This is a genomic window from Corynebacterium pseudogenitalium (assembly GCF_024453815.1).
In the GTDB taxonomy this organism is placed as follows: domain Bacteria; phylum Actinomycetota; class Actinomycetes; order Mycobacteriales; family Mycobacteriaceae; genus Corynebacterium; species Corynebacterium pseudogenitalium.
In genome coordinates, this window is sequence record NZ_CP072934.1 from 257,180 (window position 1) to 271,562 (window position 14,383).

14 protein-coding genes are annotated in these 14,383 nt (G+C 64.7%); 9 read left to right on the forward strand and 5 right to left on the reverse strand.

The genetic code is table 11. The annotated features are described in order from the left end of the window. Nucleotides 1-18: 18 nt before the first annotated feature. The 6 genes from KBP54_RS01120 (at nucleotide 19) to KBP54_RS01145 (ending at nucleotide 5,245) form a co-directional block, all read left to right on the forward strand. On the forward strand, nucleotides 19-2,037 hold the full coding sequence (locus KBP54_RS01120; RefSeq protein ID WP_256006051.1) for a fumarate reductase/succinate dehydrogenase flavoprotein subunit: 2,019 nt from the start codon (nucleotides 19-21) through the stop codon (nucleotides 2,035-2,037). Further along, a complete protein-coding gene (locus KBP54_RS01125; RefSeq protein WP_070477350.1) occupies nucleotides 2,037-2,786 on the forward strand; it encodes a succinate dehydrogenase/fumarate reductase iron-sulfur subunit in 750 nt (249 codons plus the stop codon). The genes KBP54_RS01120 and KBP54_RS01125 overlap by 1 nt, the downstream gene beginning before the upstream one ends. 30 nt (nucleotides 2,787-2,816) lie before the next feature. Beyond that, nucleotides 2,817-3,185 carry a hypothetical protein gene (locus tag KBP54_RS01130; RefSeq protein ID WP_070363220.1) on the forward strand — a complete coding sequence of 123 codons (369 nt, stop codon included), beginning with the start codon at nucleotides 2,817-2,819 and terminating at the stop codon, nucleotides 3,183-3,185. Between the two features lie 71 nt (nucleotides 3,186-3,256). Continuing rightward, on the forward strand, nucleotides 3,257-4,537 hold the full coding sequence (locus KBP54_RS01135; RefSeq protein ID WP_070363219.1) for a DUF445 domain-containing protein: 1,281 nt from the start codon (nucleotides 3,257-3,259) through the stop codon (nucleotides 4,535-4,537). 13 nt (nucleotides 4,538-4,550) lie between these two features. Then, nucleotides 4,551-4,940 carry a CGLAU_01105 family protein gene (locus KBP54_RS01140; RefSeq protein WP_141742157.1) on the forward strand — a complete coding sequence of 130 codons (390 nt, stop codon included), beginning with the start codon at nucleotides 4,551-4,553 and terminating at the stop codon, nucleotides 4,938-4,940. After that, nucleotides 4,940-5,245, forward strand: coding sequence for a DUF2516 family protein (locus KBP54_RS01145; protein ID WP_256472911.1), 306 nt, complete (start codon nucleotides 4,940-4,942; stop codon nucleotides 5,243-5,245). The genes KBP54_RS01140 and KBP54_RS01145 overlap by 1 nt, the downstream gene beginning before the upstream one ends. A gap of 6 nt (nucleotides 5,246-5,251) precedes the next feature. On the opposite strand, the gene KBP54_RS01150 is transcribed toward KBP54_RS01145, so the two are convergent. Genes KBP54_RS01150 through KBP54_RS01160 form a run of 3 tightly spaced genes read right to left on the reverse strand, consistent with a single transcriptional unit; the run spans nucleotide 5,252 to nucleotide 7,273 of the window. Further along, a complete protein-coding gene (locus tag KBP54_RS01150) occupies nucleotides 5,252-5,980 on the reverse strand; it encodes an LmeA family phospholipid-binding protein (RefSeq protein WP_141742158.1) in 729 nt (242 codons plus the stop codon). Between the two features lie 5 nt (nucleotides 5,981-5,985). Next, nucleotides 5,986-6,804 carry a class I SAM-dependent methyltransferase gene (locus KBP54_RS01155; protein ID WP_070477761.1) on the reverse strand — a complete coding sequence of 273 codons (819 nt, stop codon included), beginning with the start codon at nucleotides 6,802-6,804 and terminating at the stop codon, nucleotides 5,986-5,988. Beyond that, nucleotides 6,797-7,273, reverse strand: a complete 477-nt coding sequence (locus KBP54_RS01160) for a DUF2505 domain-containing protein (RefSeq protein WP_070477357.1) — start codon at nucleotides 7,271-7,273, stop codon at nucleotides 6,797-6,799. The genes KBP54_RS01155 and KBP54_RS01160 overlap by 8 nt, the downstream gene beginning before the upstream one ends. Here KBP54_RS01160 and KBP54_RS01165 point away from each other — a divergent pair. Continuing rightward, nucleotides 7,235-8,293 carry a UDP-N-acetylmuramate dehydrogenase gene (locus tag KBP54_RS01165; protein ID WP_070477359.1) on the forward strand — a complete coding sequence of 353 codons (1,059 nt, stop codon included), beginning with the start codon at nucleotides 7,235-7,237 and terminating at the stop codon, nucleotides 8,291-8,293. The two genes, KBP54_RS01160 and KBP54_RS01165, sit on opposite strands and share 39 nt — an antisense overlap. Before the next feature lie 4 nt (nucleotides 8,294-8,297). On the opposite strand, the gene KBP54_RS01170 is transcribed toward KBP54_RS01165, so the two are convergent. Continuing rightward, nucleotides 8,298-10,013, reverse strand: coding sequence for a long-chain-fatty-acid--CoA ligase (locus KBP54_RS01170; protein WP_070477763.1), 1,716 nt, complete (start codon nucleotides 10,011-10,013; stop codon nucleotides 8,298-8,300). A gap of 30 nt (nucleotides 10,014-10,043) precedes the next feature. Continuing rightward, the gene (locus KBP54_RS01175) at nucleotides 10,044-11,741 is read right to left on the reverse strand and encodes a long-chain-fatty-acid--CoA ligase (protein WP_070477361.1); all 1,698 of its coding nucleotides are present in this window, start codon (nucleotides 11,739-11,741) and stop codon (nucleotides 10,044-10,046) included. Between the two features lie 128 nt (nucleotides 11,742-11,869). On the opposite strand from KBP54_RS01175, the gene KBP54_RS01180 reads away from it, so the two are divergent. Together KBP54_RS01180 and mshA are read left to right on the forward strand one after the other, a co-directional pair. Next, entirely contained in the window at nucleotides 11,870-12,838 is a 969-nt protein-coding gene (locus KBP54_RS01180; protein WP_070363214.1) for a MinD/ParA family ATP-binding protein, read from the forward strand. 13 nt (nucleotides 12,839-12,851) lie between these two features. After that, a complete protein-coding gene (gene mshA / locus KBP54_RS01185) occupies nucleotides 12,852-14,117 on the forward strand; it encodes a D-inositol-3-phosphate glycosyltransferase (RefSeq protein ID WP_256006056.1) in 1,266 nt (421 codons plus the stop codon). The last annotated feature ends 266 nt before the right edge of the window (nucleotides 14,118-14,383 follow it).

Sequence of the window (14,383 nt, forward strand, 5' to 3'; positions counted from 1 at the left end):
TGATTAGGAGAAACTTTAATGACTACCTCTTTGAACCAGACGCAGGACGAGGTGTTCCGCCAGCCGGAGTCCTCGGCTCCTGGCGTCACCATTGGCCGCATTCTTGATAATGCAATGCCGGACCGCCACAAGGTCCGGATGAAGGACATGTGGGAGTACCAGAAGGACCACATGCAGCTGGTGTCCCCACTGAACCGTCGCAAGTTCAAGGTGCTCGTTGTGGGCACGGGCTTGGCTGCCGGTGCTTCTGCCGCCGCATTGGGCGAGCTGGGCTACCAGGTACAGGTCTTCACGTACCATGACGCTCCTCGTCGTGCACACTCCATTGCAGCGCAGGGTGGCGTCAACGCTGCTCGCGGCAAGAAGGTTGATAACGACGGCGCGTACCGCCACGTGAAGGACACTGTCAAGGGTGGCGACTACCGCTGCCGTGAGGCTGACTGCTGGCGCCTGGCCGTCGAGTCGGTCCGCGTGATTGACCACATGAACGCGATTGGTGCTCCGTTCGCGCGTGAGTACGGTGGCTCCCTGGCTACCCGTTCCTTCGGTGGTGTGCAGGTCTCCCGTACCTACTACACCCGTGGCCAAACAGGCCAGCAGCTGCAGCTGTCCACCGCTTCGGCGCTGCAGCGTCAGATCCACCTGGGCAACGTTGAGATCTTCACGCACAACGACCTGATCGATCTGATCATTACTGAGGAAGACGGCAAGAAGCGTTGCCGCGGTATTGTTACCCGCAACCTGATTGACGGCTCCCTGACCCCGTTCACCGGCCATGCTGTTGTGCTGGGTACTGGTGGTTACGGCAACGTGTACCACAAGACCACGTTGGCGAAGAACTCGAACTCCTCCGCGATGATGCGTGCGCACGAGCTTGGTGCGTACTTGGCGTCGCCGGCGTTCATTCAGTTCCACCCGACCGGCCTGCCGCTGAACGCGAGCTGGCAGTCGAAGACGACGCTGATGTCCGAGTCCCTGCGTAACGACGGCCGCATTTGGACCCCGAAGGAAAAGGGTGACGACCGCGACCCGAACACCATTCCAGAGGACGAGCGCGATTACTTCCTGGAGCGTCGTTACCCGGCGTTCGGTAACCTCGTGCCGCGTGACGTTGCGTCTCGTGCTATTTCGCAGCAGCTTAACGCCGGTTTCGGTGTTGGCCCGCTGCACAACTCGGCGTACCTGGACTTCAAGGATTCCATCGAGCGCCTCGGTGAGGACACTATCCGTGAGCGTTACGGCAACCTCTTCGAGATGTACGAGGACTCCACCGGCGAGAACCCATACAAGGCTCCGATGCGTATTGCGCCGACGGTGCACTTCTCCATGGGTGGCCTGTGGACCGACTTCAACGAGATGACGTCTATCGACGGCCTCTTCGCAGCCGGTGAGTGCTCCTGGACCTACCACGGTGCGAACCGCCTGGGCGCGAACTCGCTGCTGTCCGCATCGGTCGACGGCTGGTTCACCATTCCGTTCACGGTGCCGAACTACCTGGCGGATCACCTGAACGAGCCGGTGTACGCAGAGGATGCACCTGCATCCGTTGAGGCTGTACAGCGTGCGCAGAAGCGCATTGACAGCCTGATGAACATCAAGGGCTCCGACCCGCACGGTCCGGAGTACTACCACGTCAAGCTGGGCGAGATCCTCTACCTGCACTGTGGCGTGGCACGTACCGCGGACAGCCTGCGTGAGGGCATCGACAAGATCCGCGCACTGCGCGATGACTTCTGGGCGAACCTCCACATCCCAGGCCGCGCTGATGAGATGAACCAGGTCCTCGAGGCTGCGCTTCGCCTGGTTGACTACATCAACCTCGGCGAGCTGATGTGCATCGACGCACTTGACCGCGACGAGTCCTGTGGTGCTCACTACCGCATGGACCACCTCACCGAAGACGGCGAGGCCCGCCGTGACGACGAGAACTGGTGCTTCGTCTCCGCATGGGAGACCGTGGGCAACGACCAGTTCGTGCGTCACGCCGAGCCACTGTACTTCGATTCGATCCCACTGATGACGAGGAACTACAAGTAATGAAACTGACACTTGAGATCTGGCGTCAGGCCGGACCCGAAACTGAAGGCCACTTCGAAACCGTCGAGGTGCCGGACGCAGTTGAGCAGATGTCTATCCTGGAGCTGCTTGACCACGTCAACAACCAATTTGTTGAGGAAGGCAAGGAGCCTTTCACCTACGCTTCTGACTGCCGCGAGGGCATCTGCGGTACCTGTGGTTTGACCATCAACGGTCGCCCACACGGTGCGGACCAGAACGTCCCTGCATGTCTGCAGCGCCTGGTGAACTACAACGACGGCGACACCCTCAAGATTGAGCCGTTCCGCTCCGCTGTGTTCCCGGTAATCAAGGACCTCGTGGTTGACCGCTCCGCGCTCGACCGCGTGATGCAGCAGGGTGGCTACATCTCCGTCTTCCCGGGTACCGCCCCAGACGCAGACACCCTGTCCGTCAACCACCACGACTCCGAGCTTGCGCTCGACTACGCAGCCTGCATCGGCTGTGGCGCTTGTGTGGCTGCGTGCCCGAATGGCGCCGCGCACCTGTTCACTGGTGCTAAGCTGAAGCACTTGAAGCTGCTGCCACTGGGCAAGCTGGAGCGTAGCCGTCGTGCACGCAAGATGATCGACGAGTTGGAAACCAACTTCGGTCCTTGCTCCCTGTACGGCGAGTGCGCAGACGTCTGCCCTGCAGGCATCCCGCTGGACGCGGTTGGCGCGATTAACGCCGAGCGTGTCCGCGCGGCCGCCCGCGGCGGCGACGACTAAACAGAGAATAAAACGAGGAAGGAAACAACGATGGCGTCCCAACATGCTGTAGCTGATATCCGCAGTGAATCGTTCCCTGAGTATGAGGGCAAGATTCAGGACCTGTACGTCGAAGGCTACGACCCGGTGTCGTACTCCGCGCCGCACTCTTCGCTGCTGCGCTACTCCACGTGGGTAGCGATGGGCCTGATCTTGGCGTCACTGTTCGGTATGGGGCTTGCCATCTGGGGCGCAACTGTTGGCACGTACGGGTATGGTGCGTCTGCTGAGGTCAGCAGCCAGCTCATCCTGTACGGCCTCGTAGAGGCGGTTGTGACGTTAGTGCTCGGCGCGTTCCTTATCGTGAAGGGTCGCGCGGCCTACCGTCAGTACCGCGAGCAAACCGGTCGCGTCAACTAGCGGCTACCTCCAGGTCTCCCCGTCACCACGCTCAATATGGTGGCGGGGAGATTTTTGCTTTAATCAAGTGCATGGCTACACACGCGTTAATGGAGCTCACCGAGGCGGACGAACAGCGCCGCAGGACACTGCGGAAGTACAAGATCGGGGTGACGGCCCTGCTGGGGCTGATGGCCGTGATCTTCCTGACGTGTTCGTGGTGGCAGTCGCAGGGCACCGCGCCGTTGTGGGTGGGGTACGTGCGCGCGGCGGCGGAGGCCGGGATGGTTGGCGGGCTGGCGGACTGGTTCGCGGTCGCGGCGATCTTTAAGCACCCGATGGGGCTGCCTATCCCGCACACGGCGCTGGTGCCGAACAAGAAGGACCAGGTGGCTGACGCGCTGAGTGACTTCGTGAGTGAGAACTTCCTCAACGCGGAGACCATCACCGAGAAGGTGATGGCGGCGGGCATCCCGGAGCGTGCCGGAAGGTGGTTGTCGCTTGAGAAGAACGCGAAGCGGGTGTCGGAGGAGGTCGGCAAGTTTACGGTCAAAGCCGTCGAGGCGGTCGACCCTGCGGAGGCTGAGGAGTTCCTCAACTCGCAGGTCATTGACCGGTTCGCGGAGCCGATCTGGGGCCCGCCGATCGGGCGCGCGCTGGAGGGCTTCATCGCGGACGGCAAGATCGAGCCGGTGGTCGACGACATCGTCGCCTGGGGCAACGAGCGCCTCGCCGGCATGGAGGACGCCATCGTCCGCACCATCGATGAGCGCATGCCCGCTTGGGCCCCGAAGTTCGCCAAGGACCTGGTCGGTGCGAAGGTCTATAACGAGCTGGTGGCGTTCATGGCGGACGTCGATAAGGACAAGGACCACGAGGCTCGCCGAGCTATTCGACGCCAAATCAACCAGTTCGCGCAGGACCTGCAGTTCGACGGTGCCATGATTACGCGAGTGGAGGAGCTGAAGGCGGATGTGATGGCGTCGAATGCGGTGCAGAACGCGGCCGCGGGGCTGTGGGGGCAGGTGTCGGCGGCGATTATTGAGTCGGCGTCGGATCCGGAGAGTTTGGTGCGTCGAAAGATAGCCCTGACGGTGCACGAGTGGGGCGAGAAGCTAGTCAACGAGCCGGCGACGCGTGAGGCGGCCGAGCGCAACCTGCAGAAGTGGACGCACTTCGCTGCGGAGAACGGTGCGGGGCAGATCGTCGGCATTATTTCGGAGACTATTCAGAAGTGGGACGGGCAGGAAGCCGCCGACAAGATCGAGCTGATGGTGGGCAAGGACCTGCAGTACATCCGCGTGAACGGCACGATCGTGGGTGCATTGGCCGGACTTGTTATATACGCTGTGTCACAGTTGCTGTTTTTCTAAAAGGAGAATGATGATGTCTGAGAACAATTCTGGTTTGCGCGATATTGCGGATGCGTTGCTGGTTGCTGGGCAGTCGGTCGGGGAGGCCGTCGGCAAGCTTGGTGGCGATGTGACTGAGCAGCTGAAGCAGGCTGTGGACAACGCTCGTAGCACGTTTGACGGTGCGGGCGACGACAAGGAGCTGAAGGACGCTGTGTCCTCCTTTGCGAGCGACGCCGAGTCCATCGTGCGCAACATCGGCGACTCCGCCGAGGCCGGCGAGGCGAAGGATGCGTTCAAGCTGGTCGCTGAGGAGATCCGCGACGCGTTCGGCAACATTGACGCTGATGACGCGAAGCAGCGCATCGAGTCCGTGGTTGCGCGTGTGCAGGAGCGCATCGCTGACCTGGGCGGCAAGAAGTAATGTCCCTCACTGCTGAGCAGCTGATCATGTCGCTGCCCGTGATGGCGAACGCGCTGCTGTTTTGGGTGCTGGCCATCGCGGGCATTGTGGCGGCGGTGATGGCGGCGTCGACGCGCCCGGACGCGTTTGAGGCGGCGGGGCGTCAGTCGAAGGGCACGTGGGTGGCCATTCTGGCTGGTTCCGCGTTCGCTTGCATGCTGTCGTTGCCGTTCGTGGCGTGGATTGGCGCGGTCGCCATCGGTGTGTACTACTTCGATGTGCGGCCGCAGATCAACAACATTTTGCGGGGGAATTACGGCTGGTAAGCAGGCCTACTGCTGGTAGGCCTGGAGTTCGGCGAAGTCCACGTTGTGGCCCTGCATGGTAACGCGGAGGCCGCCGGGGACGACGTCGAAGCCGGTGATGCGCATCGTCTGGTCGGTGTACTCGGCCACGCCGTTGGTGAGTGCCTCGGTAATCGCGGAGGAGATCTCATCCGGCAGCGTGTTGCCGAACAGCGAGGTGTCGACGGCCTGGACGGAGAATCCGCCGGCGTCGTCAATTTCGGGGCGAAGTGAAACCGCAGCGGCGCCACCGCTGAACTCGACGGTGAAGGTGCCGTCCTCGGGGGAGGTGGTCACCTCGGACACGTTGATGAGCGCGGAGAGGAAATCGCTGCCGATGTTCTGCTGCAGCTGCGTGTTCAGCATCGCGCGCACGAACTCGCTCGGAACCTCGGTGGTGGCGGTCAGGGTGTCCGCGACGGACTTGCCGCTGGCGTCGACCTTGATGGAGTCCATCTCCACGGTGGAAGCCGGCTGGCCGGTGGTTTCGTCGCCGTTCACCACCAGCGTGGAAGGCGTGGTCACCGTGATGTGGGGGATGGTGCCACTCAACATGCCGAGCGTCAGTGGGGAAGCGCCGAAGGAAACCTCGGTGCCCTCCGGGGCTTGGTCACGCATCTGGCTGCCGATGTAGGCGCGTGAGCCGGCTTCGGCGGCGATGAACAGGACCAGGATGGCGGCGAGGATGCCGATCAGGACTTTCCAGACGGTTTTCATGCGCACTAGTGTAGCGACTCACCTTTGGGCGCCACAGCCGCCCAGTCGACGGTGACGGTGTTGTCGCTGAGCCGACGGCGCACCGGGGCGATCGGCCAGTCGCGGGCAAGGGCCTCGCGGGCGTGGCGCCACCGCACCCGGGGGCCGTGCGGCTCCCACCCGGCGGCGTGTTCCCAGGCGGAGTCGGCGTCGCGAAGAAAGTCGTGGATGGGCTCGCCCGGAACGTTGCGGTGGATGAGCGCCTTCGGCAGGCGTTCGGCCAGATCGCTTGGCGTGGCAACGTCGAATGGGTCCCAGGACAGGGTGAGGGTTTGGGGGCCGGTGGCGTCGAGAAGCACCCAGGTGCTGCGGCGGCCGAGCTCGTCGCAGGTGCCCTCGATGAAGAGACCTCCGGGGGCGAGCTTGGAGGTGACGGTGCGCCACACGTCGGGGACTTCCGCGACGTCGTACTGGCGCAGCACGTTGAACGCGCGCACAAGCTGCGGCTGGTAGCCGGCGAGCTCAAACCCGCCGAGCTCGAAGCGGACGCCGTCGCGCGGCGGGAGGACCCGCTCGGGGTTGATCTCGAGGCCCACGACCTCGACGTCGGGGTTGATGCGCCGCAGCCAGCCCGCCCACTCGCAGGTGGTGGTGTGGGAGGCGCCGTAGCCGACGTCGAGTGCTAGTGGGGTTCCTTCGCGCAAAAGCGAAATGACCCGCGCGTTGTGGCGGGTCCATCGATCGCAGCGCCGCAGCCGGTTGATGCCAGTCGTCCCCCGGGTGATGACCCCGTAGGGCTGCCCGTGGCCCGCCTGCGAGCGCAGATTGTGGTGGTGCTTAGAGATTGTTGGAGATCCATTCCTCGGTGAGCTTCGCCTCGTTCTCGACGATCTCCTCGAGCGCCTCAGCAACCTTCGGCTCCAGCGCAGCGCCCATGAACGGGATGTCTACCTTGGCCTCGTTGTCGTAGGCCAGGGAGGTGGTGTCGCCGTTGTCGGTCAGCGTGATCTCGCCGCCGAAATCGACCGGAGTGCCCTTGACGTCACCGGTGAAGGTGATCGGGTCCGTGCCGGTGTTGACGGTGCGCTTCAGCTTCAGGTCCTGCGAAATCATGGCCTGCGCTGCCTCAGGCAGGATGGACTTCGGCAGGATCTCGAAGAGGACGGCAGTGGAGCCGTCGAACTCGTGGAGCTCGCCCGGTTCGGGGGAGAGCTTCTCCGCGATGAACGCCCAGTAATCCTTGCTTGCAAAGGCGTCGCGCACCTTCTGGGCAGGATGGTTGATGGTTACGGTGATTTCACTACGTGCAGTCATAGTGAACAGACTACCGTTGATGGGGTGTCTGATACATCTTTTGCCTCAATGACAACTCTGCGCGTCGGCGGCACCCCCGCTGATGTGATCCGCTGCGACACCGCAGAGGACCTCGCTGCGACGGTCGCGCGTCTCGACGCCGCAGGCGCGCCGCTGCTCGTCGTGGGCGGCGGCTCCAACTTGGTGGTCGCCGACGGCCCGCAGGCAGTCACTGCTGTGCTCGTGCGCAACGCCGGCATCGAACTTATCGACGCCACCACCCTCCGCGTCGGCGCCGGCACCGTGTGGGACGACGTGGTTGCCTACGCCGTGGAGCACGGCCTGGCGGGCATTGAGGCCCTGTCCGGCATCCCCGGCTCCGCTGGGGCCACCCCGGTGCAGAACGTGGGGGCCTACGGCGCCGAGATCGCTGACGTGCTGCACCGCGTCCGCCTGTGGAACCGAGAGACCGGCGTGGACGAGTGGGTCACCCCGGAGTCGTTGGAGCTGGCGTACCGCTACTCCAACCTGAAGTTCACCCACCGTGCTGTGGTCCTCGAGATCGAGCTGAAGCTGACCGAGTCGGACCTGTCGGCGCCGCTGCGCCACCTCGGCGGAAAGCGGGTCCCACTCGCGGAGGCACGCGCATCCGTCCTGGAGACGCGCCGGTCAAAGGGCATGGTGCTCGACCCGGCCGACCACGACACCTGGTCCGCGGGCTCCTTCTTCACCAACCCGGTGGTGGACGCCTCGGTGGCGGACGCAATCGGTATTGAGGGGATGCCGCGCTACCCACAGGAGGACGGCCGCGTGAAGCTCTCCGCCGCCTGGCTCATCGAGCGCGCCGGGTTCCCACGCGGCTACCCCGGCGAGCACGCCCCGGCCCGCCTGTCCACCAAGCACACCCTGGCGCTGACGAACCGGGGCAACGCCAAGGCCGACGACATCGTGGCCCTGGCCCGCGACGTGCAAGCCGGTGTGGAGCGCGCATTCGGCGTCCGGCTGGTGCCGGAGCCGGTGTGGGTCGGGATGTCGATCTAATCACCTACAGGCGGGACAGGAGCTCCTCCTGCACCTTGCGGCGCGACAGCTTGCCCAGCTGGTCCTTCGGCAGTTCCTCGAAGTGGTAGAAGGTGCGCGGCACCTTGTAGCGGGTGAGGTTCTTGCGGGCGAAGTCCTTCAGGCCCTCCGGGTCGAGTGGGGCGCCGTCGCGAAGCGTGACGCAGGCAACGACGTCCTCGGAGCCGTCCTCGCGTGGGCGGCCGACGACGGCGACGTCGACAACATCGGGATGGGTGCGCATGACCGTTTCCACCTCGGCGGGGTAGACGTTGAAGCCGCCGGTGATGATGAGCTCCTTGAGGCGGGAAACGAGCTTGATGAAGCCGTCCTCCTCCATGACGCCGAGGTCGCCGGTGCAGAACCAGCCGTCGTGGAAGGCCTGCTCGGTGGCTTCAGGGTTGTTGAGGTAGCCCGCGAAGACCTGGGGGCCGCGGGCGAGGATTTCGCCGGGCTCGCCATAGGGCATGTCCTCGTCCAGGTTGTCGGGGTTGACGATGCGGATCTCGGTGTCGGGGAAGGGGATGCCGATGTAGCCCGCGCGGCGGTCCGCGGTGCCCGGGTTACCGATCAGGATCGGGGAGGTCTCGGTCAGGCCGTAGCCTTCGACGAGGTGGCCGTGGGTGACGCGCTCCCACGCCTCGATCGTCTCGACGGGCAGGGAGGCCGCGCCCGAAAACCCGGTGTTGACGCCGTCGATGTTGAGGCCTTCGTTGTTGGCGGCGTCGATAATTCGCTCGAACACGGTGGGCACGCCGGGGATGAAGGTGGGCTTGAACTTCTTGATGGAGCTCATGATGAGGTCCATCTTTGGTGCGGGCAGCAGGTCAACCTCGGAGCCGATGAGCACCGTGAGCGTGAGCGAGAACGTCAGGCCGTAGGCGTGGAAGAACGGCAGGGTGGCCAGCATGCGCTGCTGCGAATCGGACTGCAGATCCTTGACCCAGGCGACGCCCTGCCACGCGTTGGCGTGCAGGTTCTTGTGCGTGAGCACCGCGCCCTTGGGCTCGCCGGTGGTGCCGGAGGTGTAGAGGATGAGTGCTGGGTCGTCGGGGGTAATGTCCGCCTCGGTGGCCAGGTCGTTGCCCTCGCCGCCGATCGCGGAGCCGAGCAGCGTCTCCCACGGCACCGTCTTGAGTACGGTGTTGGAGCTTTGCACAGTGAGCTGCTCACGCGCCTTGCGGATCTTCGCGATCGGGATGCGCAGCGCGAGCTGCTGCAGCTTCGGCATCGCCTTGGTCATGTCGACGGAGATGACCGTCTCCAAGTCCGTGGTGGTGCGCAGCGCCTCGAGGGTGTCGGCCGCCTTGTCCCAGGCGATGGCCACGCGGGCGCCGTGGTTTTTAAACTGCGGGCGAAGCTCGTTCGCGGTGTAGAGCGGGTTGTGCTCGACGACGACGCCCCCAAGCTTCTGCACCGCGAAGAACGCGATGACGTGCTGCGGGCAGTTCGGCAGCAGGATGGCTACGCGGTCACCCTTGCGTACGCCGAAGGCCTTGAGCCCGGCGGCGGCGCGGCGGACTTCCTTGTCCAGCTCGGCGTAGGTCATGGAACGGCCGAAGAACCTGGTCGCTGGCTTGTCGGCGTTGCGTTCCAGGTTGTCGTCGTAGATGCCTGGCAGCGTGGTGAACCCGTACTCGAGCGAGTGCGCGGTCCACTCCGGGTAGTACTGCAGCCATGGCTTTGTGGTGTTTGCGTCCAAGGTCATGGCCCTACCCTACGCTACCGTAACCTATTGTGTGGACTGCAGCATGGCGACCAGTTCCTGCTGGACCGCGCGGCGTCGGATCTTGCCGGTCTGGTCCCGGTTCAAGTCCTCGAAATGGTAGAAGGTGCGCGGCACCTTGTAGCGGGTCAGGCGCTGGCGAGCGTGCTCCTTCAACCCTTCCGGGTCGAGCGGGGCGCCGTCGCGAAGTGTGACGCACGCGACGACGTCCTCGGAGCCGTCCTCGCGCGGGCGGCCGACGACGGCGACGTCCTCGACGTCTGGGTGCGTGCGCACCGCCTCCTCGACCTCGTCCGGGTAGACGTTGAATCCGCCGGTGATGATGATTTCCTTGATGCGCGCCACCAGGCGGATGAAGCCGTCGGGCTCCATGACGGCCATGTCGCCGGTGCGGAACCAGCCGTCGTGGAAGGCCTGCTCGGTGGCCTCTGGGTTGTTGAGGTAGCCGGAGAACACCTGCGGGCCGCGCGCGAGCAGCTCGCCGGGTTCGCCGTCGGGCATGGTCTCGCTGGGGTTGTCCGGGTTGGCGATGCGGATCTCGGTGTTCGGGAATGGTACACCGATGTAGCCGGGGCGCCGGTTGCCGTCGAGCGGGTTGCCGCACAGGATCGGGGAGGTTTCGGTGAGGCCGTAGCCTTCGATGAGCTGCCCGCCGGTCACGCGTTCCCACAGCTCAATGGTGCTTTGCGGCAGCGTTGCGGCGCCGGAGATCGCGCTGTGGAAGGAGGAGAGGTCCACATGCTTTTCGACGGCCCACTGCGCAATCCGCTCGTACAGCAGCGGCACGCCGGGCAGCAGGGTCGGGCGAGTCTTCAGGATGGCCTGCTGGTAGAGCTTCGGCTTCGGTGCCGGGACGAACACCATCTGGCCTGCGACGGTCAGGGGGAACCCGTAGTTCAGGGCCAGACCGTAGATGTGGAACATCGGCAAGATGGCGAGCACCTTCTCGTTGACGGCGCCCCAGTCCTTGACCCACTGTGCGCCGGCGACCAGGACGGAGAGCACGTTGGCGTGCGTCAGCGGCACGCCCTTGGGGGTGCCGGTGGTGCCGGAGGTGTACAGGATGAACGCGGTGTCGGACTGCGCGATGGTCGGCAGGTTCGTTGGTGTGGCGGGCTTCGCCACGAGGGATTCCCACGAGATCGCCTTTGGTGCGGGCTTGTGCAGTTCCTCGCGCTGGCTGCGCACCGACCCGAGCGGCACCTGCAGGGCGAGCTGCAGGTGGCGGGGCATGGCGTCGATAAGGTTGACGGCGATGACGGTCTCGAGCGCCGTCGTTTCCTGCAGCGTGTGGAAGGTGTCGGCCTCCCGGTCGAACACGATGGCCACGCGCGCGCCGTGGTCCAGGAACTGTTTCTCCAGCTCGTAGGCGGTGTAGAGCGGGTTGTGCTCGATGGCGACGGCCCCGATGCGCAGGATCGCGGTGATGGCGATGACGTGCTGCGGGCAGTTCGGCAGCGCGATGACAACGCGGTCGCCTGGTGCGACGCCGAGTCGCTGCAGGGCGGCAGCGAGGCGGTTGACCTGCTCGTTGAGGGCTTGGTAGGTGAGTGTTTTGCCCATGAACCAGGTGGCGGTGCGGCCCGGGTGGGTGGTTGCGGCGGTATTGAACAGGCTGACGAGGGTGTCGCTGCCGACGATCGGGTGCGGGTCGGTCCATTCGGGGTAGTGCGTAAGCCAGGCTTTGGTTTCGTAGGCTCCCATAAACACTCCTTTTGTTAGCTAGTCGAAAGTAGGTGAGGGAAAGTATAACCTACGGTTTGGTAGGTTTTGCTAGTTTTCCACATCAGGTACGCTCGTGAGCCACTGGGGAAACACAAGGGGGGATTCCATTGACCACATTTTTCGACGCCACCACCGACCTCACACCGCCAACCGGCCTCGACCAAAGCAACTTGGTCGATCCCGTGAAAGCACCGCCAAAACAGGGCTGGCGCAAACTCGTCCACAGCGCCAGCCGCGGCCGCATCAACCCTGGGCGCTCCCGCGCCCAAGCCGAACGCGACGAACTCATCGACGCCATCCGCGCACCCCTGCGCGGCGACTACCGGATTGCCGTCATGTCGCTGAAAGGGGGCGTCGGCAAGACAACAACAACCATTGCTCTCGGCGGTGTCTTCGCCGAAACCCGTGGCGACCGCGTCATCGCCATCGACGCCAACCCGGACCTCGGCACGCTCGCGCAACGCGCCACCGCCAACTCACCCGCCACCATCCGCGACCTCCTGCTCGCGCAGGACACCTCGCGGTACCCGCAGGTCCGGGCATTTACCAACCAGGCCAGCTCCCGCCTCGAAGTCATCGGCTCCGAACGCGACCCGGCCGTCAGCGAAGCCTTCTCCGAACTCGACTACCGCAAAGCCATCGACATCCTGCAACACCACTACAACGTCATCCTCACCGACTGCGGCACCGGCCTCATGCACTCCGCCATGGCTGGCGTCCTCGACCTGGCCAACGCGCTCGTCCTGGTCACCTCACCAGCCCTCGACGGCGCCCAGTCCGCCGCCGCAACCCTCGACTGGCTCAGCCTCCACGGCTACGACCAGCTCGCCTCCAATGCGGTCGTCGTCATTAGCGCGGGCGCGCCGGGCAAACCCACCATCGACATGGAGCGCCTTACCGAGCACTTCGCCGCCCGTACCCGCGCCGTCCACGCCATCCCATACGACCGCCACCTCGCCGAAGGTGCCGTCGTCGATATGGACCGCCTCGCACCCGACACCCTGCGCGCCTACCAGCAGCTCGCCGCGACCGTCGCAGCGGACTTTGGGTCGTGGCACCGCCACGCGGTGATGTAATACGCTGGCGGGCATGCGCGTCGCCATGATTTCAATGCACACCTCGCCCCTCGAGCAGCCCGGCATCGGGGATGCCGGGGGGATGAACGTGTACATCCTCAATATCGCCCAGCAGCTCGCGCGCCAGGGCATCGAAGTCGACGTGTTCACCCGCGCCACGCGCCCCAGCCAGCCACAAATCGCCGAGGTCGAGCCCGGCTTCCGGGTCATCCACATCGTCGCCGGCCCCTACGAAGGCCTGCCCAAAGAGGAACTGCCCACGCAGCTCGCCACGTTCGCCGGCGGCATCGTACAGTTCTGCCGAATTTACGACGCCCACTACGACATCATCCACGCCCACTACTGGCTCTCCGGCCAGGTCGGCTGGCTGCTTGCCGAACTTAGCGACGTCCCCCTCATCTACACCGGCCACACCTGGGCCGCCGTCAAAAACGCCTACGCGTCTGGCGCCGAAAGCTCCGAAAGCGAAGCCCGCCGCATCTGCGAACAACAACTCGTGGACAACGCCGACCGCCTCGTGGTCAACACCGAAGACGAAATCACCGAACTGTCCCGCCACTACGACGTCGACCCCGCCAAAATTGCCGTGGTCACCCCCGGCGCCGACACCGAGCTCTACACCCCCGGCACCAACCGCAACACCGAAATGTCACGCCGCCACCTCGGCATCCCCGTCCACGCCAAAGTGGTCGCCTTCGTCGGCCGCCTCCAAGAATTCAAAGGTCCGCAGGTGCTCATCCGGGCCATCGGCCAACTCGTTCGCGACGGCGTCGACTACCCCCTGCGCGTCCTTATCTGCGGCGGCGCCTCCGGTGGCGGAGTGAGCGTCGATACGTATCAGCGCCTCGCCGAGGAGGAGGGCGTGGGCCACATCGTGCGCTTCCTCGGGCCGCGGCCGCCCCAAGAACTCGTGAACGTCTACCAAGCCGCCGACATCGTCGCCGTGCCCAGCTACAACGAATCCTTCGGCCTCGTCGCCGTCGAAGCCCAAGCCACCGGCACTCCTGTCGTCGCGGCAGCCGTCGGCGGCCTGCCGATCGTCATCGCCGATGGCGAAACCGGCACCCTCGTCCCCAGCCACGACCCCGCCGACTGGGCCAACGCCATCGGTGAGCTCCTCGGTGACGACGACACCCGCATCGCCATGGGCCAAGCCGCCGTCGCCCAAGCCAGCAAGTTCAGCTGGCGCGAAAGCGCCCACGACCTGACCGGCATCTACCAGGACACCCTCGACCACTTCGACCGCGGCCTCTGCGACCGGAAGGCCATCGGGAGCTAGCTGGGCGTTTGGGGGAGCTGCACCAGATTCCTGCTTTTCGGGAGGGCGCCGTCGCGTTTTCCCAGGTCACTGGGTTTGCGTGCGGGAATGTGGTGTCACCCCGGCCGGCCCGAGTGCCAAAGGACGCAACCCACTTTTCGTGGCCTGGCCTTTTGCCGGGATTGGCGGACAGGATTGCGTCCTTTGGCACTGGCTCCCACCCTCTGCACCAAATTCGATGTTTTCGTTTTAGCGTTGGCGCGTTGTCCCAGGTCGCCGACGTTGCG